Source organism: Enterococcus sp. DIV1096b (assembly GCF_050498765.1).
GTDB classification, from domain to species: Bacteria; Bacillota; Bacilli; order Lactobacillales; family Enterococcaceae; genus Enterococcus_D; species Enterococcus_D entomosocium.
Window position 1 is genome coordinate 2,900,111 of record NZ_JBMHEK010000001.1, and the last position, 19,749, is coordinate 2,919,859.

Sequence of the window (19,749 nt, forward strand, 5' to 3'; positions counted from 1 at the left end):
TTTATACAGCCAAAAACCGACTTTCCGCTTGAACAGCACGGTCTGGCAGCAGTCCCTTAACGATTCGTTCAATATCCGTTACACATTTGTTTCCCATCTCTTCTAAGCATTCCATAGTATAAGCTGATGTATACGGTGTCATAACTACATTTTCAAAAGCTAAATACGGATGATCTTTATGACCAGGCTCTTCCTCTAAGACATCGGTGGCAAGACCAGCGATTTTCCCACTTTTTAATCCGCTTACAATTGCCTCTTCATTCAAAAGTGCGCCACGGGCACTATTGGAGAGATACACTTGATCTTTCATTTTTGAAATTTCTTCAAAGGAAATCATATGATAATTTTCCTCCGTCAAGTTAGCACATAGACAAATAATATCTGATTTTGCTAGCAGCTCGTCTAGATCGACTTTTTTTCCGCCATAGCTTTGAATATGCAAAGCGGACTTATATGGATCGTATGCCAAAATCTCGCAGCGGAAACCATTTCTCAATATTTCTACTACACAACTTCCAGTATTGCCGACACCAATCACGCCTACTGTCTTGTTAAATAGTGCGCGTCCGACAAAGTTCGCTCGTTTTTCCCATTGATCTTCGCGGACTTTTGTATTCGATTCAACTGTACAGCGCAGAAGCGCCAATAGATTGGTCACATTATTTTCTGCTACTGCATCACGCTCGACCAAAGCTGGAATGATCGAAACAATCGTTTGGTGGTCCTTCGCTGCTTCTAAATCAATATTGTTATAGCCGATCCCGTGGCGTGTGATCAGTAGCAATTCATCTTTGTACTCAAAAAATTCTTTGGTAAAAAATGGGGTAACACTTGCTATAATGATGTTGTATCCCTTAAGCTTTTCTGCCAATTCTTTCCCGTTGATTTCGCTATCGAACGTGAAAGGACTGACAGTTCCGATTGCTTTCAACCGCTCGATATGTTGCGGAAAGATTTTTCCAAAGCTGCTGGAATTCACTATAGCGATCTTAAACTGTTCCATATTCTTCCTCCTTACTCTTTTGCAACAATCTCATGACCACCAAAACCATTCCTTAGCGCAGAGACGACTTTTGCTGAGAAACTGTCTTCTTCTTGGGACAAATTTCTCATAAACAAACTCATAGCGATCGTCGGTACAGCAACATTCATCTCCAAAGCCGTTTCCACTGTCCACCTAGCTTCACCAGAAGCTGCAACAACCCCGCGATATTCCTCCAACTTGGGGCTCTCATTAAATTGGGCCGCTGCGATTTCCATCAGCCAGCTGCGAATAACCGATCCATGATTCCATACCTCTGCGACGGAAGCCAAATCAAAGTCATAGGCACTTTGTTCAATCAATTGAAAGCCTTCACCGATCGCTTGCATCATTCCGTATTCGATACCGTTATGGACCATCTTTAGAAAATGACCGCTTCCTGATTCCCCTGCGTAAAGGTAGCCTCCTAAAACAGCCACATCTGCAAACAAAGATTCCACCTCTAAAAAAGCGATCTCATTCCCGCCAATCATCAAACATGCATCTTTTCTAGCTCCGGAAACCCCACCAGAAGTCCCACAATCAAAGTAATGCACCTCTTTTTCTTTAAACCAGGCTGCTCGGCGAATCGAATCTTTGTAATTAGAATTTCCGCCTTCAATCACGATATCTTTCGCTGATACAAGGGTCCATAGTTCTTCAAGAACCCCCTCAGTCACCGTTCCCGCAGGAAGCATCAACCATAAAATCCGTCGGCCGCTAAAGGAATTCGTCAAATCAGCTAGCGTTTGATAGAGTGTGATTCCAGCTTCTTGCGCTGTTTTCTGCGCATGTACCGAAAGATCCAGCCCTTTTACTTGATAACCTTGATCTTTTAAATTGAGGGCTAAGTTCAATCCCATTTTTCCAAGTCCGATAATTCCTACCTCCATGACAGCGCCTCCATTTCATACTTTCATTATACAAAAAAATATTTTTTTGTAAACAATAAAAATAAAAATAATTTTTATTTGCTTTTTTTCTTTAAAAGAGGTAACGTAACAATACAAAGATGATAATGTTCATATAAAGGAGGTAACCGTCTTTGACTGTTTCGATTCGACTGCAAATAAAAACGCTTTATAAAGACTTAAGTCTCAAAGAACAAGCGATTGCCGACTACATTTTGGAAAATCCTAGTAAAGTCAGCCACAGTTCAATCAGTGATTTATCCAATGAATTAGGCATCGCTGATTCGACCTTTTTTCAATTCACAAAAAAACTCGGTTACAACGGATTTAAAGACTTCAAAATGGCAATGCTGATGCAGGAAAATGATTTTTCTGCCATTTCGATCCATGAAAATATCCAGAAGTCTGATAATGAATTGACTATGGCTCAAAAAGTATTTGATTCTAATATGACCACACTGACTGATACCAAAAATCTTTTAAAAGAAGAAGATTTAAAGCTTGCTGCTGCAATGATCAATAAATCTAAACGACTTTTTTTCTTCGGCGTTGGTGGTTCAGAAATCGTGGCAACCGATGCCTATCACAAATTTTTGCGCTCGCCGATCACTGTTTTCCACAGCAGTGATTATCACATCCAACTGATGGAGGCTTCATTGTTGACGCCAAATGATTGCGGCATTTTTATCTCTCATACTGGAAAATCAAGAGAAACCATTGAACTAGCTCAAGTTGCCAAAAACAATGGTGCCAAAATTATCGTCATTACTAGCCATGCTGCTTCTCCTTTAGCCAAACTAGGCGACGTGGTTTTCATCTCTATTTCCGAAGAAACTGAGTTTCGCTCAGAGGCATTGGCATCCAGAATCGCTCAACTGAGCATCATGGATTCCCTTTATGTCATCTTAATGTTTATTAATCGAGACAAAGCGCAACAATCGATTGCCAAAATTCGGCGCTCCATTTCAAAAATCAAAGAACCCTGAGAAGGGAAGAAAAAAACTTAACATTTTTCTGTGTTTCGCTAAATCTTTTGTGAATCACGGTTGATATGCAAAAAAACTTGTGTGTTTTTTCCTGTCCTCTTCTTTGGTTTCTTAACAACTTTTTCAGTTCTGAAATTCAACTGCGGTGAGCCTGCCAAAAATCTTGTCCCTTACTCTTGCTGATATTCGCAAAAAAACCACATCACAAAGCTATCCGCTCTGTAATGTGGTTTTTTAAGACTATTTTTTGGGGTAAATCAATAACGACTAGACACAATCTCTGCTCCAAAGGGCATCAACGCTAAGCGCGCCATTTTCAATGATTGCGCCGCAAATGGAATGCCGATGATCGTGATGGCTAGAAGGACTGCGCTAGCTAAATGTCCTAAAGCCAGTGGTATACCAGAAAAAATCAACCATAAAATATTGAGAATCACGGACACGCCACCGCCACGGTAAACGATGTCTTTCCCAAATGGTGCTAATGACAAAGTCGCAAACTTAAAACATTGCAGACCAATGGGAATGCCGATGATGGTAATACACCATAAACACCCAGCCAAAAACCATGAGATCGCACCGATCAAGCCGCCAAAGACAAACCAAATCACGTTGCCTAAAAAATTCATCTGATTGCCCTCCTTCTTTTTTAATAAAGACTGCTCCTGTTTTAGCAAAGAAAGCAGAGGACATCGTTAGCACTCAGATGTGCACTAGCGTCCCTGCTCCTTCCCCTGCGCTCTTCTCTTTTTTCTTAATACAAGCGAAATACGTTATTTTGTAAAATGCTTATTGTCCAGAATCAACCGTTGATTCGCTGCTGTTATTTGATTCATTTGAGTCATTGCCGAAGACACCGGTGATCGAAGACCAGATGCCGCTAAAGAAGCTCTTGATATTTTCCCAAAGGCCCTTAGAGGTTTCTTCGATTTGCTTGCGAGCTTCTGACAGATCCAATTCTTTGATGAAGTCATCGAAGATATTGTTGTCTCGCATGTCGCTCATTAAAGAGGTCAATTCAGAAATTTGATTTTCCGTAACGATTCCTTCCAGTCCGTTGTCCTTCAAGGCTTTTTCTACTGTCTCTTGAATATCTGCTTGAGTCAATTCCGTACCATCTGCGGTTTGAGCAGCCAAATCGGTTTTCGCTTGTTCTTGCGCAGCATTCAAAGCTTCATCGGAATAGCCTTCTTTGTCTTTGTTCTCTTCGGTGATCGTAGAAAGCACATCCATCTCATCTTGAGCTACAGCTACTCGATTCTGATTGATGACGCCGCCTGATTCTTCAACGATTTTGTAAACCCCAGCTAAAGCACCGGAACCGTCGATCGGTACAGCAGAAGCAACCGTTAACTTCGCATCAGTGATCCCTGCCGTCAGCGCCGCATTTTGATACTGGGCTGCGGTGATGCGGGTAATGTTATCTGGTGTCGCGATATCGACAGTGATTCCTGCCCCGCTTTCTAGCGTCTGCATTCTGACCGAGCTATAGACCGCCCAATCTGCGGTAAAGCCACCATCGGGAATGTATTTCATCAAGTCAGCACCGTTTGTCGTATAAATCGGTGTTTCGCCTTGAATGCCCAGACGTTCAAGTGTGTAGTCTTCTTGTGCTTTCGTCAAGGCATTTCCGATCGCCACGGCATTGACTTGCAAACGATCTGAACTGCTGTCAGAGGTACTTGTTTGACTGTCGGTAGTGGCTGTCGTTGCGGTAGAACTGCTTGTTGCAGTGGAACTGCTCGTCGTTGAATTGGTTTCGTCAGCAAAAACTTGTGGTGCTGCTAATAAAACTTGGCTAGATACCAAGAGAGTCGCTAAAATCATCGCTGGTTTTCGAGTCTGTTTTTTCATCACTATATCCTCCAAGTGTTGATCTCTTTTTCAGGGATTTTTCCCTCTTACTGCTGTTATTGTACTATAGGTTTTCTTGCAAAGCCTACGTCTAGGGTCTGAAATGAAGAAAAACTTAGAACTCTGCTGCTATTTAAAAAAGGCGCAATTTGGTATTATCCTTGGTACAGCAATACTTTAGACGCTTTTCTTTTCATCAACTGTTTTTTTTGCAAAACCAACAGCGTAGGATTTGAAATGACTGCCCACTTTCCTCAAGCCGAGAAAGGCTCCCGTTAAAACTATCGTATAAAAGAACAACGGAAACCCTCCTAGTGAAAAAAAGACTTTCCCGGATTCCAGAAACAGCGGGTGACTCAGAAAGATCAATCGACTAGCCTCAGCTGCCTGTTTTTCTTGCCAAGTCCGCTTTTGTGGTTGCTGCTTGATCAGCCAAGCAAGGAAAAAAAGAGTCGTCGGCACAAAGAACAGCATGAAATTCTTATCGTCCCCCTGATTGAGATACACCAGTCGACCTTCAATGCCTAATAAGCAAAGAGAGACCGCAAATTTTCTGCCAAGATGCTTCGTGAAAAAAGGACGTTTCTGGTGTTCACCTAAACAAAACCCGCACAGCAAAAAAAGAAACCCATAAAAAAGACCGTTTCTCGTTGTAAAAAATAGGGTCCGATAATTTTGATAAAATACCAATAAAGGTCCACTTAAATAACTGCTGTACGTTTCAAGACAGCCGATCAAATACAAACTGATCGCCAGTAAAAACTGCCACCGATAGCCAAGAAAACGGGTTTTCCTTACTAACCACATGCCAAAGAGCAACGCTGGAAAATACCAAAGATGGTACCAGACCCCTACTGTTAAAAAGCCAGCAGCCAAACCGATGACCCGTAATGGATCGGCAAGATTTTGCTGTCCTAAATAAAACCAACCTAAGGGAAGATACACGATCGACCAACGCAAATAAAGCTTGAGTTGTCGTTTGCACCATTGCTGCCATGAACAGGTGCTCTTTTGAAAAAAATAGCCATTCAGCAGGAGAAAAAAAGGAACCGCCAAACGACATAAGAGACTCTTTAACAAAAAATGAAGCCCGTTGTTTTCTGCCAGTCGACCACAGTGAACGAGAATCACCAGCAAGGAAGCGAAGAATTGGGTATAGCCAATTGGAACCATAGGTTGTTTTGTCTTCATTCGATCGTTTCTCCTTTCTCCGTCAAATTTGATCAAACATACTTCACTCTACTGGCCCTTTCTTTTTATGACCAGCACTGAAAGCTTCCAGGATAGAAAGACAGTGCAACAAGTAGAAACATTGATAAATAAAGGATGTTACCCTTTGTTGCATCACTAATTTCAAAGATCCTCGTTCGCATAGAAAAGAGTTTGCTATAATATGAGAAGAATGATGGAGGCAAAACAGACACATGGATATTGGGAAAATTATTAAAGAAGAACGCACCAAACGAAATCTCACGCAAGAACAATTGGCGCAGGAATTTTTTGTCACTCGGCAACTGATTTCAAAATGGGAAAATGGCAAGAGCTATCCTGATCTAGATCAAGTAGTCAAGCTGAGCAACTATTTTGAATTGACCTTGGACTATTTATTAAAAGAAGATCAGCAGATGGTCCAAGAACTTAATTTGACCACCCACCGCAAACGAATTGGCCTCGTATTGATCGCCCTTTTGACTGTTCTCAGTATTAGCTTAAGTACGATTTTGCTGGCAGGATTTTGGATCGATCCAGTCTTTTTCACAAAAGAAGACCTAACGATCACTTCTATTAAAAAGTACCACTTGCCTGCCACTGAGATAACGAATCAGGAAACCGGACAAGTGATTCAGCTGCCTGAAGATACGGAATACTTGATCACTTATACGATCGATCGGCCACTGGTAAAAACGGGCCGTCTGTCGGGTTATAAAGAATACAGCAGCGAAAATGCCAGCCAATTAATAGTTTCGGGTTATCACGGTTTTCATTTTGGCACGCAAACAAGCAAAATCGTCATTCGCAGCAATCGCGAAGACAATTTAGCTGCACCAGAATTAAATGCAAACAAGGATCTTTATCTTCGTAATATGAATAAAGCGCGCGCCTATCAAAAATCTGCAGCAGGTGACGCATTTTCTATCGAAGACGAAGGCGATCTCCTCTTTACTGCAGAAGAACTGGAACAATTACCCTTTGAACAAGGACAACTGCCAGATTAAACAAAAACCACCGAATCGTTTTGATCGGTGGTTTTTTGCTGACTTCTTAACCTAACAAGATCATTGCGATCGCCGCCAAGGCATTATTGAGAAAATGCATGGCGATGGCTGTTTCTAAGCGCTTGGTTTTTACATAAATCAACGCCATGATCAGCCCCATAGCACCGTAGATCAAAAACTCGACCAGATTGGTGACGGAATGGATGATACTAAAAACGGCTACACTTGAAATGATCCCGACTATCGGGTATTTCTTGAATAAAAGGCCGATAAACCCACCACGGAAAACGATTTCTTCCATGATTGGCGCCGCCACAGCGATCAATAGGAAGATCAAAAGCGGATTTTCGCCTGTAAACAGTTCCCCTAACAATGCATCATTCGCGGTCGCCTCTTGATCGGATATATGCTGCAGATACATGGTACCACCAACAGCAACGACTCGACCTAAAACAAAACCACCGATGATCCATAGCCAGTTGCGCTTCGTTGACCACCCAAAGTCAAAGGTGGCAAGTCCTAGCTTCCGAGCCAAATACATCAGTAGGCCAATGTTTGCCAAAAGCAAGGCAATCAACCCGTAGCTCATCATCGCAGGAATCCTCGGCTCTCCTGCTTCCAAATAATAGATTTTTACCACACTGAATACGGTCATCCCTACTTGACTTAGTAAGAATAAGCCAATCAAAATAAATAAGTTCTTTACTGCTTTCATGCTCTCCTCCATTGTTTGCTCATTGCATTTTGCAGGATTGGGTTACGACAAATCATGACACAGTCCATCACTTGGTTCCCCATATATCCAGAAACTGCTTAGCCGCTATCGGCTTGTTTCTAATGATACTGAGTTTCCTCAGTATTTACAACAAATAAAAAATAAAAACAGTTATTTTGCGTATTTTATCCAACAAACCACGTTTTTTCTTTCGCTGCCCTCAAAAAAATATAAGTAGTGTTTGAAAAAAGCGCTCTCTTATGCTACACTGTTCCTACTTTTGTTTGGCTGACGAACCGCTGCCCCAACCATGTTCGTTTGGACCAACTCGTTGCGAGTATTCGATTTCGAATGCTCTTTTTGTCGCGTTTGTCAAAAGAAAGTGAGTGAATCCAAATGATACAAGTAGAACACCTCAGCAAGACCTTCCAAGTGTCCAAGCGAAAAAGCGGCTTTCGCCAAGCAGCCAAAGCATTTCTTTCTCGTGAAACCACCACCGTCCATGCGTTGCAAGACATCAGCTTTACCATCAATGAAGGCGAAATGGTTGGCTACATCGGGCCTAATGGTGCTGGAAAAAGTACCACCATAAAAATCATGTGCGGGATTTTGACCCCTGATCAAGGCATTTGTCACATCAATGGTCGTACGCCTTGGCAAGAACGTATTCAACATGTCAAAGACATCGGCGTCGTCTTCGGGCAGCGCAGTCAACTCTGGTGGGATGTCCCCGTCAATGACAGCTTTGATTTGATCCGTGATATCTACAAAGTCGACGCTGCTAGTTATCAGCGCAACCTAGAAGAATTAGTCACCTTACTAGATTTAGGTGAGATCTTAAAAACCCCTGCTCGGTCCTTGAGTCTCGGTCAGCGTATGCGCTGTGAGATCGCCGCCTCCTTACTCCATGACCCCAAAATCTTATTTCTTGATGAACCCACCATCGGTTTAGATGCTGTATCAAAGATTGCCGTGCGTCAGTTTATTAAAAAAAGAAACCAAGAAAAAGGCACCACAGTCATCCTGACGACCCACGATATGCAAGATATCGAGGCGCTGACACAGCGAATTCTGTTGATCGGCAAAGGACAAATTTTGCTGGATGGTCGCCTCGATGAACTAAAGCATCGTTTTTCTGATGTCAAAACGCTGGAGATCGACTATCAAGGGAATGAACCTCATCTGCCAGAAAACGTCCAGCTGCTTCAAAAAGACGTTGGTCGCCTTGTTCTGAAACTTAATCCCAAAGAAGTGTCGGTCGCTCAGCTGCTCAGTCTGCTCAGCAATCAAGTCGAGATCACCGATTTGGCCGTTGCCAGTATCACCGCCGAAGAAATGGTCGCTAAGCTGTATCAGGAGTATCAAATATGAGGAAGTATCAGGCATTTTTCCGCATTCGCTTTATCAATACCTTGCAATACCGCTCGGCGGCAATTGCCGGGATGGCTACGCAACTAGCTTGGGGCTTGATGGAAATTCTGGCATTCCACGCCTTTTACCAAGCAGATCCTAGTGCCTTTCCCATGACCTTTCAACAAACCGTCTCCTATGTTTGGCTCCAGCAAGCCTTTTTGTCTTTATTTATGTTGTGGTTCTTTGAGGCAGAAATTTTCAATACCATCACCACAGGGACGATCGCCTACGAACTTGTGCGGCCGATGGATCTATACAACCGCTGGTTTTGCCAATCGGCTGCCAATCGCTTAGCAAAAGCGCTCTTGCGTTGCGGACCGATTTTTGTGATTGCCTTTTTACTGCCAGCACCTTATCGCTTGATTCTGCCAGCAAACATCGTTGCCCTGTTCTTGTTTCTTTTGTCTATGGCGCTGAGTTTAGGTGTAGTGATCGCTATGTCGCAGCTGGTCTATATCTCGACTTCTTACACATTATCCTCCATCGGGGTGCGGATCGTCATCAGCTCCATCGGTGAATTTTTAGCTGGCGGGGTCATTCCTCTGCCTTTCTTTCCACAGCCTTTTCGCCAATTCGTGGAACTATTGCCTTTTGCTTCCATGCAAAACGTCCCGCTGCGAATTTACAACGGGGATCTGACTGGCTTTGCGCTTGTTTCAGCATTGCTCTTACAAGCGTTTTGGCTCGTACTTTTGATCGCGATCGGAAAAATTTGGCTGCAGCAGGCACTCAAACGTGTCGTTGTGCAAGGAGGTTAAGGAATATGGTTTATTGGCATTATTTTTGTATTCATCTCAAAAGTCAGATGCAGTATAAGGTTTCCTTTGTGTTAACTGCTTTGGGACAATTTCTAGGTTCCTTTACCGCTTTTTTAGGCATTTGGTTTATGTTTACCCGGTTTCATCAAGTGGATGGCTTCACCTTTGAAGAAGTCTTGCTTTCCTTTGCGACGGTTTTGTTTGCCTTTTCGATTGCGGAATGCTTCTTTCGCGGGTTCGATCTTTTTCCACAAATGATCAGTAATGGCGAGTTCGATCGGGCACTCGTGCGCCCTCGCTCCTTGATCTTTCAAGTCTTAGCTTCCAAAATGGAGTTCTCTCGTCTCGGTCGTTTTATTCAAGCCTTGCTGTTGTTTGCTTATGCGATTCCCAATAGTGGAATTACTTGGCATTTTGGAAATGTCCTGACTCTTTTTCTAATGATCGTCTGCGGCGCCCTCTTTTTCGCCCTATTGTTCTTAGTGTATGCCGCCATTTCCTTCTTTACGATCCAAGGACTTGAATTTATGAATATTTTTACCGATGGTGCCCGAGAATTTGGCCGCTACCCATTTAGTATCTACGGAAAACACGTCTTGCGTTTGTTGACCTACGTCGTGCCGATGGCTTGGTTTCAGTATTATCCATTCTTGTATGTCATTGGTCGGGTAACTAATCCTTGGTGGATCTTATCACCGTTGGTTTGTCTGCTCTTTGCCTTTCCCGCCTTCTTCTTTTGGCGAGTAGGTTTGAAGAATTATATTTCAACGGGTTCGTAGAACAAGCAAGAAGCCCTTATAGACATCAATCATTGAAGACGCATCCTCTAATGATTGGTGCTCTTTTTCTTTTCGATAATTGTAAAATTGCTCAGTCGCTTTTTTATTCGAGCAATCACGTCACCGATATACTGTAAATATTTATCCCCTTAAAGACAAAAACTGGCTAGGAAAAGCAAGCAATCTCTGGTAAGATAAATAAAAACGTAAAAGAGGACCAGTTATGGAATATTTAGCGATTTTACTTGTTTTCTTTCTACTGAATGTAGTGATACTTGTACTTGGATTGAAGAAGAAACGAATCATGCTGCTTTTTCTGTCACTCTCTGGTTTATTGTTGGTTTGCTTGATTGCCATTTCTTACGTTTTCTTCTATTCAAATACACTTTAAGTTGTCAAAAACACGGGGAGATGGCTACGAACCTACCGAAACAAACGAGGCTGTTTTAGTCATTACACCCGATTTAGAAGCTATTGGACACACACAATTTGTGTCCACCTTCAAACAAATCGCTGTTCTTTTGCTCTTTATCAAGTCTAGCGAAAGCAACATATGCACCTTTGATGTCGGTGATATCGTCCCCATCTTCGCAGCAACCTTTGTGGATGCCGTGCGTTCGCCGATCACTCTTCCAAGTCCGAGGTAGAACGATGTACCACTTATGTTTTTTTGCAAAGTAGATTGACAGTGGCTACAGGCGACCAATCAGTCGTATACGACAAGTTTATTAAAATCACACGAAAAAACCAGGACCTCCGAAAGGATCGTTCTGGTTTTTTTGCTGATTTGATTATCTAGAGAAACGACCTAAATCACTCTGATTCTAGCCAAATTTCTGAAAGATAATTATAGAAGGATTCTCCTAGCTGATCCGTCATCGGCGCTGTTTTCTCAATTTAACAATAAAGCGAAAAAGCGGATTCTACGCTTTTTTCGGTCCTTTCGTCACTTCCCAAACAGCTTCTGCTGCTAATTTCCCAGAAGTCAATGCCCAGGCATTATTGGCACCAGATGGAGAGTCTGATCCCATGACGCCTCCAACTACTTCACCTGCAGCATAGAGCCCTTTAATGGGCTGGTTTTGCTGATTCAAAACTTGCAACGAACGATTGACCGCTAACCCACCAAGCGTAGTCGCAAACCGAGGCTTTTGTTCGATAAGATAATAGGGACCTGCACCAATCGGTTCTTGCAAGTATTCTGGTGCACGGTGAAATTCTTCATCTCTTCCTTGCGCTACCCAGTAGTTAAATTTACCCACTGATTCGATCAATTTTTCTACAGGCATCTGCGCTTTGATGGCTAACTGTTCTAATGTGGCTGCTTTAAGGATGCGAGGCGTGGCCTTTCCTTCTTGCGCAATCCAACAAGCCAGCTCTTCACTGGTGATTCCGCCTTCTGCTACGCCTTGGCTGAAATGCTCAAAATGTTTGCCGTCTAGCAATAAATAAAGCATTGGCGAGCGTTGTCTTAATAATGCTTCTAATACTAACTTATTGCTAGCTCGTTCGTTGACTACCCGCTTTCCAAGTTGATTCACTAGAATACCGTTTTCTTTCAACACGATCAGATTGCCGCCAATCGTTGATTTCGCCACACCTTGAGAAACTTCCAATCCATTGGGATAGATTTTTCCTTGATCCATCGCTCGTGTTTGTGCCTTTAAAGCAGGGATGGTTGCCATCAACAGACCATCGCCGGTGGCAGATTTTAGTCCATAATACAAAATTTGCTTGAATCTTTCCTTGAGTAAAGAGGCATTATTCCCATAGCCACCGGTTGTCATAATGACTGTTGAGGCATAGATCATATGTGTTTTCCCTGATTCTTCAAGGGCTTTGACGCCTATGACATTATTTTGATCATCTACTAGTAGCTGTTGGGCTTTCGTTTGGAGCAAGACCCGAACCCCACTATTCTGTAGTGTTTTACGGACGGTCTGGGCAAATCCAGCGCCGCCCCCTTGATAAGCAAGTTCGCGATTTTTTTGATATTCTGGTAGGACGTGCAGCCCTTGCTTCATATCGTAGGCTACACCTAAGTATTCATGGACCCAATCTGTGGTTTCTCCTACGTTCTCAGCGAAAAGGGTCAAAAGGTTTCGATCGTTCAGCCCATTCCCGTTTTCCAGAAAATCAGCCACCATTGCTGTCGGTGTATCATCTTTTACACCAGCAATCTGTTGTAGTTTCGAACCAGTCACGATTTGGTTTCCACCACTAATAGAGATCGCTCCACCCACAAAACTTAATTTTTCCAGTAAGATGACCTTTCGTTCTAACTGATCCGCTCGCAATGCAGCAGCAAGCCCAGCAGCGCCTGAGCCAATGATCACTACATCAACTGCTTCTTCAACCACTTCTTCTGACCAAGCCACGACTGGCTTTGGCCGTGCTTTGAGGACCTCTACATCGGCGCCTGCAAGTTTTACCGCTTCTTCCACCCCTGCGATCACCCCTTGACTGGAAGCAGAAGCACCAGAAACAGCATCGACATTCAGCGTTTGTCCTTCAATGATCTGTGCCGGAATTCTCGTAAAGACTAAATCAGATAAACCTTCAGATTCATTGCCTTTATCAATCGTAATCTTTTCAATCGTTTCCTTTGAAAAAGTCACTTGCATTTCAATCGGACTATTGTGTCCTTGGGCTTGTACAAGATATGTCCCTGGTTGGTAAGCGACTTTCCGCTTTTGGAGTTCTTTCAAGCGTTCATGCTTTTGTTTCTCCTCTTCTGGATCAATGACCATATCTTCCATAAACTGCCACAATGGTGTTGGGATTTTCAACTCACTTTGCGCATGACTAAGAGCAAAATGACGAACAACTTTCTTCTCGGCGATCATCTGAACCCAATTAGGTTCGACTAAAAATCCTTTCCCGATGGCAAGCAAATCGTAGCCAATTTTCAGTGCTGCTTCTGCGTCTTCTCGTTGCAAGATAGAGCCCACTCCTATAATCGGAATAGTCGAAAGTTCAGGCGAACGCATTGTTAAAAACTTCACAATTAATGGCTCGCTGCTCTCGTTATCAATAATAGAGCTTCGTTGGTACGTTCCCATTGAAAAATGAAGGTACTCTGGCTTGCTTTTCGCTAGTTGATTCAACAAGTACATCGTTTCTTCAAAACAAATCCCAGGATTTTCCATTTCTTCTGGCGAAAAACGATAACCGATAACAAAGTCTTCAACCGATTCTTCTTGACGGACCCGCTGTACTTCTTTTAATACGGCTAATGGAAAGTGCGCTCTTTTTTCCAGACTGCCTCCCCAATGGTCGTTTCTGTGATTTGAATGGGGCGAGAAAAATTGTTGGATCAAAAAGGTATTCGCACCATGTATCTCCACACCATCGTAACCAGCTTTGATCGCACGCCTAGTCGCGTCTCCAAATCGTTGAATCATCGTTAGGATCTCATCATTACTCATTTCTTTCGGAACAGGTGCGTTTGGTCGTAACGCTGCGACGGGACTTGCGCAAATCGGTTGTACTCCACCATTGTACTCAGGCCATGCCATTCGTCCAGCATGATAAATTTGCAGGATCGCTTTCGAGCCTTTTTCTTTGATGGTTTTTGCTAATCTAGTGAGCCCAGCAATTTTCTTGTCTGTATCTACCCCGAGTGCTCCCGGAAACCCACGCCCATGTTCTTCGATAAAGCAGCTTTCTACGATCACTGCCGCAGCTGCACCGGCACGACAGCGATAGTATTCAATGATCTCTTCCGTTATTTCACCATTGTAAAAAGCAGATTGAGTTGTCATAGGTGCCATAACGAGTCGATTTTTAAGTTCAACGCCAGAAGATAGTTTGATCGGTTCAAATAATTCTTTTTTCATAAAAATCAGTTCCTTTCAAATAGCTTGCTTCGTCAGACCGCATGTATTAAGGCATCACGAAAGACACCCATCTTTTTCGAACAAGTCGAAAAGATGAGTGTCTCCCCTATTCAGTTATTACTTACTTCATTTCCCCATTTATTTTTGGTTTTCCGGCCGAGAATTGATGGCATACTGTTTACGCCCACCAGGTTTTGGTACTTGATCCCCCATCATGATCCCAAAACCGCCTTCAACACGTAATTCGTGCCCGTTCGTATAATCGGAACGTTCGCTGGCTAAGTAAAGGACTGCATTAGCAATGTCTTGCACATCGCCGATTCGCTTATTGGCAGTTAAGCGTTTCCGCCCCTCTTCAACTTCTGGGTCTGCATAAAAGCTTGCGGATAAAGGTGTCTTCACAAAGCATGGCAAGACACAATTGCTGCGAAGGCCGTACTGCCCCCACTCTGCAGCTATTTGTTTCGACATCATATTAACTCCAGCCTTACTTGGGCTATACGCACCAGAATATGTTTCAGGGCTGATTGAGGCGATCGTTGAGACATGCACCATCCGCCCTGATTTTTGTGCGATCATCACTCGCCCGATTCTTTGAGAAACCAAGAAGTAGCCGTTTAAGTTGACGTCGATCACTTGTTTCCATTCTTCAAATGGTAGATCTTCAAGCAATGAAAATTTCAAAATAGCCGCTGTGTTTACCAAAACATCAATGCGGCCAAAATCTTCTTTGACCTTTTCTGCCAATGCATCTACCTGCGCTTCGATCGTCGAATTGCAGACATAACTGTTTACTTTCACACCGAATTGATCTGCTAGCTGTACAGCATAGTTGGCAAGGTTTTCCTCATGCAAATCAACTAATGCAATTTGTGCGCCTTGATCAGCAAAGTCCTGTGCGATTTTTTTCCCCATACCACCTAAAGCGCCAGTAATAACTACGACTTCATTCTTAAGATTCAACCAAGATTGCTCCATCATTTATACCACCTCTAATATTGTTATATTCTTCACTAACAATATACCTTGATATGAGCAGAGAAACTAATTCTTTTTTTCCATTGATCAATAGCTTCTGTGAATGGTTTGTTCCTTTAACGCAGTCGTAACGAGCGCTTGAGCGAGCTCAGGATTTTTACAATAGATTATGCAGCTAGCAAGCAATGTAGGGGAATTTTCCAGCTGATAAAACGTCTGTACAAAAGATGCAGCAGCGATCTCACTCAAGGAATAGAGACGTGCCTGTTTTTTCAAAAAACCTATCTGATAGTGCAGTTGTCTTTGAATGGTCCAGAGATTTTTACGATATTCCAATACATGAAACACTTCATGCATGAAAACCAATTCCGTAAGTGTCGTCGCAGGAAGTAATCGGCTTAATTGCTGTGCTTCGATAAAATGCTGCGCTTGCGCCAAGAAATTGCGATCAATCATAATATGATCTGTTTTTTTATAGACAGCAAAGGTATAGCGCTCCTGTTGCGCTTGCGCTTCAGGCAGTTCATTGATCTTTAATGAATCAATGATTCCTTGCAATTCTTGAGGATGCTCTCGATACCAGCGGGCTTCTTGCTTACCTATGCTTTCAGCAGTTTCAATAAAGGACTCTGCCTGCGCAGGATCAACTTTGGCGTGAAGGGGGTCTTGTTTGAACAGCTGCAGGTGAGGATTGGTTGCTCGAGACCATAGGTGTAAAAATTGTTGGCAAAATTCTTCTACTTTCACGGATCTCATTCCTTCCTTGGCCTACTGCAAGCGGTTCGCAGCAATAATAATAATCTCTTCTGTACCAATCAACTGACTTAATTCAATATCGATCAACATCATCAATTGGGTATAATCTGTCGAACTAAAATCAAAGAGACGCGGTCCAGCACAAATATAAAAATCTGGCCGGATGACTAGATCACTTTGGTAGTTCGCCATACTTTCCCAAAGACGAGCGATTTGTTCACTATAACTTTGGATCGTCGTTTTCACGACATCTGCATGGTCTCTTTGCACGCGAATAAAGCCTCGATGATCAATGACACAAACACGATCGCCTTTTTTTGTCGCTGCGCCATAAATATAAAAATGTTCACTCGTAGCACAAGAAACCACGTTTTCTTTAGCAACTTGCAGCTCAGCATAGGCAATGTCTTGCGCTTCTTCACGGTTAATTTGGTTTTGACGCTCAGCGGCTTGAGCAGCTGTGGCACCGGAGGCTCGCGCAGTAATTTTTTGCGTCTGAGGATCGATTTCAATATAGACTTCAATACTATCAGGCGTTGCCCCACTCTCGATCGCCAAAGTAGCTGCTTCTTGCTTGATTGCTGCAATATCCGCTTTTGTTGGATTCGGGACAATTCGTTCCACCACGTCTTGAACGACGGATAACGCCACACCGATCGATGAAATCACTTCAGCATTTTCAGGTATTTTATAATTCAACGACAATTGTTTCGCTGCATGTTTGATCAGTGAAGAGACGCCTCCTCCTACACCTACTAAAGTCATTTGGTTAGGCTCTAATTGATACTTGCGGGCAAAAGATTGAATCACAGGTGCTATTTTTTGGACTGCTTGATCCAATATTTGCTGTGCGACATCCTCCACCGTCGTTTCTAAGTACTTCGCTAAAGGCTGCATGGCTTTTCTGGCCGAATGGGCATTGCCATAGGAAAAATCATCCTTTGTGACATATCCTAAGACATTCGCTGCACAAGAATTCGTGATCGTAATTCGTTTCCCGTTAGCAAGTTTGATTGCAACATAATCTGCTGGGTCACCTTCTTTTGGCGCATAAAGCTCCAGTTCTGGTGCAACGATCTCTTCTTCTGGCAGATACGTACTATATTCTAACCCAGCGATATGGGCACTTCTTGGGCCGACGTCTATCACGCCTTTTTTGTTCACTCGAACCATACTGCCGCCAGCCACACCTAGGACGCGAACATCTAATGAATTGACATACGTCTTATGGCCTGCAATCTCTGAGTAATCGATGACTGGCCGACCATTTTTGATAACGCCAAGATTCGTCGAAGTTCCCCCTACTTCAAAATAAATACCGTTCGACGTTCGCAGATACATCAATGCTCCCATCACGCTGGCTGCTGGACCAGAAAGCATCGTTAGCACCGGTCGTTTTTTCATTTCAACAATGTCCATCAACCCACCATCGCCCCGCATGATCATCAGTGGTACATCCACACCTGCTTGGCGAACACTATTTTCTGTTGAATTTGCCGTTTCCAGCATCGTTGGCAAAATCGATGCATTGATTGCTGCGGTACGGGTTCTCCGGGATAACCCATATAGTTTGGTCATCTCCGACGCCAAGGTTACTTCGATGCCCTTTCGTTTGGCTACTTCAGCGATTCTTTCTTCTGTTTGTAAATCATCTACACCAAAAGCTGCTGAAGTCACGATGACCTGAGCTTGTGCCTGTTGTAGTTCTGCTAATGCCGCTTCGATTGTTGCTTCTGAAAGCTCTTTTTTAAGAATAAAGCGAGCAACGACTTCAATACTTCTTCCCGTACCTAAATCAATGTCTTTTAATGCCGTTTGCCACTTTGCCAGCCAACCTTCGACGCCGCCCTTTGCTGTACTGATAATGCCGACCTTCGCTACATCTCCTTCTAAGAGTGCATTGGTGGCTTGGGTTGTGCTGTGAGCGACAAAGACCACTTCATCTGGCTGGATCTGATTTTCGGCTAAACACTTAATAAAAGAGGCCACTACACCTTCTGCAACCCCTTGCTCACTTTTGTGGGTCGTTTTTACAGATGACTTTCCAATCACCTCTTGCGTGTCATTGTTGATTGCGACAGCTTTTGTATGGGTTCCACCCACATCAATGCCAATTCGGACACTTCTTCTCATTTTTTTCACCTACTTTTTTAAATCGGGCTATATAACAGGAACGTCGCAATTTCAAGAACCAGCGAAATGACGACTCCTGGTAAAAAAGCAACCTTCATGTAATCTTTCGTATTGATATTATTGAAGCCTAATCCCCAAGCATTCCAAGAAATGGTCAAATCAAAATGACCCATACCGATCATATTAGAAATGAACAACGGATATAAAAACGTCACAGGATAATTGGTTTGATTGCTGATTACTGCTAATAACGCTGCCCCACAACCAATCAAAGAAAGTGGCCCGCGAAACCAGGTCAAGGGAGCTAAAAAACCAAAAAGCAAACAAAGCGCTAAGGGATGCGTCGGAATGATTCCTCCTAGCAATGATTCAAAATAAGGTGCAGCGAAGGTTGCAGCTGCATTGAACATCGCAAGGGTCATCCAAAAGGCAACTAAGGTCGCAGTATCTTTGACCCCATCTGCAAAAATACGTGTCAAAATCTGAGAATCTTTTCTAAACCCATCCTTTAAAACACCACAAATCCACAAGGCATAAAGACTCGCACCAATAAAACAAAAGATCACTGGAAATTGAAAGATGATGACTCCTACGACCGGTATAAAAGGGGTAAGTAACGCCAAACTAGGAACGTCTTGAACTTTCGGTTCTTCTCCAACCGCCCAAGCATAGGTCAAACTTTCTACTCTCAAATACCCAATAGCAAAAATCGAAGAAACCAGAATCATCACAAAGAAAGCCAATAATCCAAACGAAAAATAATCATTATAGGTGTAATCAACCCCACCATTCACATTGCCAAAAAAGGCTTGATACTGTGTGAAATTGATTGGATTTAAGAAAACACCTGCTGCAACGGAAGCCGAAAAACTAAAGAATGCCACGACTTTAGGAATACCAATCGAAAATAAAATTGGCAATACGATCACGGCGATCGCGATGACAGATCCGGCACCTGACATGGATGAAAAGATAAAGCCGGTAATCAAATTGACAATTACTAGAATAATCGCTGGGCTATCCCCACCTAGTTCCACACTCTTACGAATGATAGTTGCCGCAATGCCCGTTTCCAACAAGATCCTACCAAAGAATGCTCCTACAAAAATATTCATTTGTGAAGCCCCCCAGCGTTCTGGCGCCTGTTGATAGACCTGTGCCAGCATCTCGGTAAAAGGGAGGTTTTCAAATGCCGGATTGGGTGAAATGACATTCCCTATAAGCGGCAACAACACCCATAATGTTGCCATAACGATAAAACCAATCATCAGGTTATATCCTTTGATACAATAAAAAACCATGCCACCAAATGACACTACTAGTAATAAGCCAATCAAGCTATCCATTCTTCTTCTCCTCCATACAAATTACGCCGTTTGAACCTGCAGCC

At 43.0% G+C, this 19,749-nt stretch carries 17 protein-coding genes; 6 read left to right on the forward strand and 11 right to left on the reverse strand.

Going from position 1 to position 19,749, the window contains the following annotated elements:
• Position 1 precedes the first annotated feature (1 nt).
• Positions 2 to 1,003 carry a D-isomer specific 2-hydroxyacid dehydrogenase family protein gene (locus IGJ17_RS13605; protein WP_429961529.1) on the reverse strand — a complete coding sequence of 334 codons (1,002 nt, stop codon included), beginning with the start codon at positions 1,001 to 1,003 and terminating at the stop codon, positions 2 to 4.
• Positions 1,004 to 1,014: 11 nt separating this feature from the next.
• The gene (gnd, locus tag IGJ17_RS13610; protein ID WP_196043973.1) at positions 1,015 to 1,914 is read right to left on the reverse strand and encodes a phosphogluconate dehydrogenase (NAD(+)-dependent, decarboxylating); all 900 of its coding nucleotides are present in this window, start codon (positions 1,912 to 1,914) and stop codon (positions 1,015 to 1,017) included.
• Between the two features lie 152 nt (positions 1,915 to 2,066).
• On the opposite strand from gnd, the gene IGJ17_RS13615 reads away from it, so the two are divergent.
• Positions 2,067 to 2,918, forward strand: a complete 852-nt coding sequence (locus tag IGJ17_RS13615) for a MurR/RpiR family transcriptional regulator (RefSeq protein WP_429961530.1) — start codon at positions 2,067 to 2,069, stop codon at positions 2,916 to 2,918.
• 257 nt (positions 2,919 to 3,175) lie between these two features.
• Here IGJ17_RS13615 and IGJ17_RS13620 read toward each other — a convergent pair whose 3' ends face one another.
• From IGJ17_RS13620 to IGJ17_RS13630, 3 genes are all read right to left on the reverse strand, one after another.
• Positions 3,176 to 3,547, reverse strand: a complete 372-nt coding sequence (locus tag IGJ17_RS13620) for a YccF domain-containing protein (RefSeq protein WP_008380564.1) — start codon at positions 3,545 to 3,547, stop codon at positions 3,176 to 3,178.
• A 160-nt stretch (positions 3,548 to 3,707) separates the two neighbouring features.
• Entirely contained in the window at positions 3,708 to 4,772 is a 1,065-nt protein-coding gene (locus IGJ17_RS13625) for a DUF1002 domain-containing protein (protein WP_244732405.1), read from the reverse strand.
• Between the two features lie 177 nt (positions 4,773 to 4,949).
• On the reverse strand, positions 4,950 to 5,963 hold the full coding sequence (locus tag IGJ17_RS13630; protein ID WP_244732407.1) for an acyltransferase family protein: 1,014 nt from the start codon (positions 5,961 to 5,963) through the stop codon (positions 4,950 to 4,952).
• 233 nt (positions 5,964 to 6,196) lie between these two features.
• Here IGJ17_RS13630 and IGJ17_RS13635 point away from each other — a divergent pair, with 233 nt between their 5' ends.
• A complete protein-coding gene (locus tag IGJ17_RS13635) occupies positions 6,197 to 6,988 on the forward strand; it encodes a helix-turn-helix domain-containing protein (RefSeq protein ID WP_429961531.1) in 792 nt (263 codons plus the stop codon).
• 46 nt (positions 6,989 to 7,034) lie between these two features.
• Here IGJ17_RS13635 and IGJ17_RS13640 read toward each other — a convergent pair whose 3' ends face one another.
• Positions 7,035 to 7,703 (reverse strand): CPBP family intramembrane glutamic endopeptidase, encoded by a 669-nt coding sequence (locus tag IGJ17_RS13640; RefSeq protein WP_034872126.1) that lies wholly within the window; start codon positions 7,701 to 7,703, stop codon positions 7,035 to 7,037.
• Between the two features lie 396 nt (positions 7,704 to 8,099).
• Here IGJ17_RS13640 and IGJ17_RS13645 point away from each other — a divergent pair, with 396 nt between their 5' ends.
• From IGJ17_RS13645 to IGJ17_RS13660, 4 genes are all read left to right on the forward strand, one after another.
• Entirely contained in the window at positions 8,100 to 9,074 is a 975-nt protein-coding gene (locus IGJ17_RS13645; protein ID WP_016612782.1) for an ABC transporter ATP-binding protein, read from the forward strand.
• Positions 9,071 to 9,874, forward strand: a complete 804-nt coding sequence (locus tag IGJ17_RS13650; protein WP_429961532.1) for an ABC transporter permease — start codon at positions 9,071 to 9,073, stop codon at positions 9,872 to 9,874. Before IGJ17_RS13645 ends, IGJ17_RS13650 begins: the two co-directional genes overlap by 4 nt.
• 5 nt (positions 9,875 to 9,879) lie before the next feature.
• Complete coding sequence (locus IGJ17_RS13655) at positions 9,880 to 10,653, forward strand: ABC transporter permease (RefSeq protein ID WP_086298045.1); 774 nt, start codon at positions 9,880 to 9,882, stop codon at positions 10,651 to 10,653.
• A gap of 223 nt (positions 10,654 to 10,876) precedes the next feature.
• Positions 10,877 to 11,044 carry a hypothetical protein gene (locus IGJ17_RS13660; protein WP_005234033.1) on the forward strand — a complete coding sequence of 56 codons (168 nt, stop codon included), beginning with the start codon at positions 10,877 to 10,879 and terminating at the stop codon, positions 11,042 to 11,044.
• 532 nt (positions 11,045 to 11,576) lie between these two features.
• Here IGJ17_RS13660 and IGJ17_RS13665 read toward each other — a convergent pair.
• The 5 genes from IGJ17_RS13665 to IGJ17_RS13685 all read right to left on the reverse strand — a co-directional run bounded on the left by IGJ17_RS13665 (position 11,577) and on the right by IGJ17_RS13685 (position 19,705).
• A complete protein-coding gene (locus IGJ17_RS13665; protein WP_429961533.1) occupies positions 11,577 to 14,492 on the reverse strand; it encodes an FAD-dependent oxidoreductase in 2,916 nt (971 codons plus the stop codon).
• Between the two features lie 138 nt (positions 14,493 to 14,630).
• Positions 14,631 to 15,470 carry an SDR family NAD(P)-dependent oxidoreductase gene (locus IGJ17_RS13670; RefSeq protein WP_429961633.1) on the reverse strand — a complete coding sequence of 280 codons (840 nt, stop codon included), beginning with the start codon at positions 15,468 to 15,470 and terminating at the stop codon, positions 14,631 to 14,633.
• Positions 15,471 to 15,557: 87 nt separating this feature from the next.
• Positions 15,558 to 16,226, reverse strand: a complete 669-nt coding sequence (locus IGJ17_RS13675) for a hypothetical protein (RefSeq protein ID WP_086332675.1) — start codon at positions 16,224 to 16,226, stop codon at positions 15,558 to 15,560.
• A 12-nt stretch (positions 16,227 to 16,238) separates the two neighbouring features.
• The gene (locus tag IGJ17_RS13680) at positions 16,239 to 18,359 is read right to left on the reverse strand and encodes a hydantoinase/oxoprolinase family protein (protein ID WP_429961534.1); all 2,121 of its coding nucleotides are present in this window, start codon (positions 18,357 to 18,359) and stop codon (positions 16,239 to 16,241) included.
• A 17-nt stretch (positions 18,360 to 18,376) separates the two neighbouring features.
• On the reverse strand, positions 18,377 to 19,705 hold the full coding sequence (locus IGJ17_RS13685; protein WP_005234027.1) for a hypothetical protein: 1,329 nt from the start codon (positions 19,703 to 19,705) through the stop codon (positions 18,377 to 18,379).
• Positions 19,706 to 19,749: the final 44 nt, after the last annotated feature.

Coding starts and splice junctions, on each gene's coding strand:
- IGJ17_RS13605 (WP_429961529.1), bottom strand. CDS start 1,003: ATGGAACAGTTTAAGATCGCTATAGTGAATTCCAGCAGCTTTGGAAAA.
- gnd (WP_196043973.1), bottom strand. CDS start 1,914: ATGGAGGTAGGAATTATCGGACTTGGAAAAATGGGATTGAACTTAGCC.
- IGJ17_RS13620 (WP_008380564.1), bottom strand. CDS start 3,547: ATGAATTTTTTAGGCAACGTGATTTGGTTTGTCTTTGGCGGCTTGATC.
- IGJ17_RS13625 (WP_244732405.1), bottom strand. CDS start 4,772: ATGAAAAAACAGACTCGAAAACCAGCGATGATTTTAGCGACTCTCTTG.
- IGJ17_RS13630 (WP_244732407.1), bottom strand. CDS start 5,963: ATGAAGACAAAACAACCTATGGTTCCAATTGGCTATACCCAATTCTTC.
- IGJ17_RS13635 (WP_429961531.1), top strand. CDS start 6,197: ATGGATATTGGGAAAATTATTAAAGAAGAACGCACCAAACGAAATCTC.
- IGJ17_RS13640 (WP_034872126.1), bottom strand. CDS start 7,703: ATGAAAGCAGTAAAGAACTTATTTATTTTGATTGGCTTATTCTTACTA.
- IGJ17_RS13645 (WP_016612782.1), top strand. CDS start 8,100: ATGATACAAGTAGAACACCTCAGCAAGACCTTCCAAGTGTCCAAGCGA.
- IGJ17_RS13650 (WP_429961532.1), top strand. CDS start 9,071: ATGAGGAAGTATCAGGCATTTTTCCGCATTCGCTTTATCAATACCTTG.
- IGJ17_RS13655 (WP_086298045.1), top strand. CDS start 9,880: ATGGTTTATTGGCATTATTTTTGTATTCATCTCAAAAGTCAGATGCAG.
- IGJ17_RS13660 (WP_005234033.1), top strand. CDS start 10,877: ATGGAATATTTAGCGATTTTACTTGTTTTCTTTCTACTGAATGTAGTG.
- IGJ17_RS13665 (WP_429961533.1), bottom strand. CDS start 14,492: ATGAAAAAAGAATTATTTGAACCGATCAAACTATCTTCTGGCGTTGAA.
- IGJ17_RS13670 (WP_429961633.1), bottom strand. CDS start 15,470: ATGGAGCAATCTTGGTTGAATCTTAAGAATGAAGTCGTAGTTATTACT.
- IGJ17_RS13675 (WP_086332675.1), bottom strand. CDS start 16,226: ATGAGATCCGTGAAAGTAGAAGAATTTTGCCAACAATTTTTACACCTA.
- IGJ17_RS13680 (WP_429961534.1), bottom strand. CDS start 18,359: ATGAGAAGAAGTGTCCGAATTGGCATTGATGTGGGTGGAACCCATACA.
- IGJ17_RS13685 (WP_005234027.1), bottom strand. CDS start 19,705: ATGGATAGCTTGATTGGCTTATTACTAGTAGTGTCATTTGGTGGCATG.